This is a genomic window from Streptomyces sp. NPDC002265, from assembly GCF_040296125.1.
Classification (GTDB): domain Bacteria; phylum Actinomycetota; class Actinomycetes; order Streptomycetales; family Streptomycetaceae; genus Streptomyces.
In genome coordinates this window covers 1-3,183 of the sequence record NZ_JBEOWS010000588.1, presented here as the reverse complement: position 1 = coordinate 3,183, position 3,183 = coordinate 1, and the positions used below count along the sequence as shown (strand labels likewise).

The 3,183-nt window shown below is 72.2% G+C and carries 5 protein-coding genes; 4 read left to right on the top strand and 1 reads right to left on the bottom strand.

Going from position 1 to position 3,183, the window contains the following annotated elements; genetic code table 11:
• Positions 1-33: 33 nt before the first annotated feature.
• On the bottom strand, positions 34-459 hold the full coding sequence (locus tag ABT085_RS46950; RefSeq protein ID WP_502982987.1) for a helix-turn-helix domain-containing protein: 426 nt from the start codon (positions 457-459) through the stop codon (positions 34-36).
• A 439-nt stretch (positions 460-898) separates the two neighbouring features.
• On the opposite strand from ABT085_RS46950, the gene ABT085_RS45185 reads away from it, so the two are divergent.
• The 4 genes from ABT085_RS45185 to ABT085_RS45170 all read left to right on the top strand — a co-directional run bounded on the left by ABT085_RS45185 (position 899) and on the right by ABT085_RS45170 (position 3,079).
• On the top strand, positions 899-1,600 hold the full coding sequence (locus ABT085_RS45185) for an SDR family NAD(P)-dependent oxidoreductase (protein WP_351622738.1): 702 nt from the start codon (positions 899-901) through the stop codon (positions 1,598-1,600).
• Between the two features lie 100 nt (positions 1,601-1,700).
• On the top strand, positions 1,701-2,321 hold the full coding sequence (locus ABT085_RS45180) for a YqjF family protein (RefSeq protein ID WP_351622735.1): 621 nt from the start codon (positions 1,701-1,703) through the stop codon (positions 2,319-2,321).
• A 297-nt stretch (positions 2,322-2,618) separates the two neighbouring features.
• Complete coding sequence (locus ABT085_RS45175) at positions 2,619-2,903, top strand: hypothetical protein (RefSeq protein WP_351622732.1); 285 nt, start codon at positions 2,619-2,621, stop codon at positions 2,901-2,903.
• Entirely contained in the window at positions 2,903-3,079 is a 177-nt protein-coding gene (locus ABT085_RS45170) for a hypothetical protein (protein ID WP_351622729.1), read from the top strand. Before ABT085_RS45175 ends, ABT085_RS45170 begins: the two co-directional genes overlap by 1 nt.
• Positions 3,080-3,183 lie beyond the last annotated feature (104 nt).

Sequence of the window (3,183 nt, the reverse complement as noted above, 5' to 3'; positions counted from 1 at the left end):
GGAGCGAGCAACTCCCACTCCAGATCGGTGAGTTCATGGCGACGTATCACCCCACCATGATCCACTATCCGATGATCTTTGAAGACGGACCCTAGTTCTGCAGAGAAGGTATCGGGGCGTGCAGCCCACCGAGGCGTGCCACCTCCAGGACCGCTTTTCCGGGGATCCGACGCCCGCGAAGCGCCTCGGCTGCCTCATTGAAGCGGTCCCAGGATCCTTGCCAGCCAATATCGACGGTGACGGCCCCCTCGGCGGCCAGCCCGGTGAGAACGGCCAGGTCCGCCCCGATGCACCACGTCCGTTGCGCCATCGCTCGCCGGTACGGGTGCTGATGCCGACGGCTCGTGCTGCCTCGGCATAGCTCATTCCTTGATCCACAAGCCGGAAGTATGTCTCCCGTTCCTGCACCAAGGGCTGGCGGCCCCGCGGCCTCCGGCTTTCACGAATCTCGATGCTCATTGCCACCTCTGAACTGAGGTGTCGCAACGACCACTAGAACCCAGACGGTCGCATACGGCGGAAAGACGGCCGGCTCCCCGGATGTCCAGCCGACGCTCTGCACGCTGCCTCCGGGAGCTCCGTGGGACATCGACGGTGCACGGCGAGCGGGACTGCACGGAGCGTGGCTGCGGCGCGGAACCCCCGTGTACCCGCGGACGATGACCTCGCCCAGCCGCAGCGCGCAGGACCTGTGGGAGCTCGCGGACGCGCTGGCCGCCGCGCGGCACGGTCACTCACCGGCAGACTGACCCGGACCGGGGACGCCGTCGACCCTGGTAAGCCGTCGGCAGGCCGACGTGCCGTTCCTGGTGTGCCCCCGCTTCTGCATCCGGCCGACGGCCGACCAGCGAACCATACACGTAGTGCCAGGTCGTCGGCACGGAACGGGAGGCGGGGCATGGACCTACGAGGTGCACGGATTCTGGTGCCGGGTGCCACCGGGGAGATCGGGGCGGCGCTCGCCGTACGGCTGCACGCCCTCGGTGCCCGCACGGCACTGGCCGGACGTGACCGCGAGGCCCTCACCCGTGTCTCGGCGGCGTGCGAGCACGCTCCCGCCCGCACCTTCGACGCCTGGGACGCCGACTCCTGTGCGAAGACCGTCGACTGGGCGGCGGCAGAACTGGGCGGCCTGGACGGCGTCGTCGTATGCGTTGGAGTCGCGGCCTTCGGGCCGGTCGGGGAGGTGGAGAACGCGGTGTCCGAACACCTGATGGCGGTGAACGCGCTGGCCCCCATGGCGTTCCTGCGGGCCGCTGGGGCCCGGTTGCCCGAGGGCGGCGTCCTCGCGGCCGTCACCGGGATCGTTGCCGAGGCGGCACCGGCCCGGATGGCGGACTACGCCGCCGCCAAGGCCGCGCTGGCCACCTGGCTGACGGCGGTCCGCCGTGAGCAGCGACGCCAGGGCGTGACCGTGCTGGAGATCAACCTGCCCCACATGGACACGGGCTTCGCCGGGCGCGCCGTCGTGGGCCAAGCGCCTCCGCTGCCGCGGGGATTGCCCGTTCCGGAGGCAGTGGACGTGATCGTGCGGGCGCTCTCCGAGGGGGCGAGACTTGTGCGTCCCGGCAGCGGTGCGGCGCTCGAAGCGGTGCGGTAGGGCGGACATGCCGAGGAGACGTCTCGCGTACGGCCCTTCGTCCCACAGCGCCCAGCCGGCGGAGGCGTTGACCCCGCTGGCTCCGCGTACGGTGCGGCGCGTGCTGTTCCGGCAGCGCTGCCGGGACCTGGTGTTCCTGCACTGGCCCGCCGACCCGTTTGAGGTGGCCCGGCTGCTGCCGGCCGGCACCGTGCCCGACCTCCACCAGGGCCGGGCGTACGTCGGCCTGGTTTTCTTCCGCATGGACGACCTCGCCTTCGGCCGGACGCCGGCCCTGCCGTACCTGGGGAGCTTCGGCGAGGTCAACGTCCGCCTGTACTGCCGCGATGCCACGGGACGGCGCGGGGTGGTGTTCCGTTCGCTCGACTGCGACCGACTGCTGCCCGTACTGACGGCCCGCGGCGCGTTCGGCCTGCCCTACCGGTGGTCCCGCATCCACAGCCAGTGGCTCGACAGCCGGCTGGTGTACCGCACGGGTCGGCGCCAGGGTGCGCGAGCCGGGGCACGGGTGTGGCTGGACGCGGCGGACGAGCCGGTGGCGGCCACGCCGCTGGAGGAGTTCCTCACCCAGCGCTGGGGGCTGCACGAGCGGTTCCTCGGGCGCACCTACTACCTGCCCAACGCACACCCCCCTGGTCCTTCCGCAGGTGCACCCTGCTGGGCTGGGAGGACGACCTGGTCGCGGCGGCCGGGCTGTCGAGGCCGCAGGGCGAGCCCGTGAGCGTTCTGTACGCTCCCGGCCTCCCGGTGGTCTTCGGCCCGCCGGTGCCCCTGCCCGCTACCGGCCCGCACCCGACGAGGACGACCGGCGGCGCGAGGCGCTGAAGCGACTCTACCGGGACGGGACACGCCCCGACGCCCTCGCCCCCCGGGACCGCGAACTTCCCGTGCTGCTGTGGGTTGGTCGGCTGTACCCGGTCAAGCAGCAGGACCTCCTGGTCCGGTCCTGGCTGGCGACGGGCGCCCACCACACCACGACCCTCGTCCTCATCGGCGGCAGCCCAGTACCGGCACCGCCGTGGAGGACGACATCCGCCGCCGCATCGACACCCTCCTCGCCCCGTACCCGCAGGCCGCGCCCCGCCTGGCGCTGCTGCCGCCCCTGCCGAACACTGAGGTACGCCGACTGCAGCGTGCCCTGGCACAGCGCACGGCCGACGCCTGCTGCTGGTACGTCTGCCTGAGCGCGAAGGAGGAGTTCGGGATAGCGGTCCTGGAGGCGATGGACGCCGGCCTTTCCGTCGCCGGTCCGCGCCGCGGGGAGTCGCGCACTACCTCCGCGACCAGGTCAACGGCCTCCTGATGGACACATCCGGCCAGGCGGGCCTGATGCGGGGCCTACGGCGGGTCGCCGCCACCTCCGTCGACGACCGGCGCCGTTACGCGGCTGCGGGCAGGAAGCTGGTCGCCGAGCGGTTCTCCGTGACACGCATGGCGGACGAACTGGCCGCCGAGTACACCGCCCTGCACACCGGCTGACCAGTGTGCGCAGGGCCCGCGACGAGAGGGGTGAGGCCGGGCGGCGGGTCGGCCTCACCACCGCAGGGTGCCCGGCCGGCCCGTGTACGGCCCGCGCACCACTG

Bases quoted from the DNA above. Each gene is read 5' to 3' on its own strand.
- ABT085_RS46950 (WP_502982987.1), bottom strand. From the start codon at position 459: ATGAGCATCGAGATTCGTGAAAGCCGGAGGCCGCGGGGCCGCCAGCCC.
- ABT085_RS45185 (WP_351622738.1), top strand. From the start codon at position 899: ATGGACCTACGAGGTGCACGGATTCTGGTGCCGGGTGCCACCGGGGAG.
- ABT085_RS45170 (WP_351622729.1), top strand. From the start codon at position 2,903: ATGGACACATCCGGCCAGGCGGGCCTGATGCGGGGCCTACGGCGGGTC.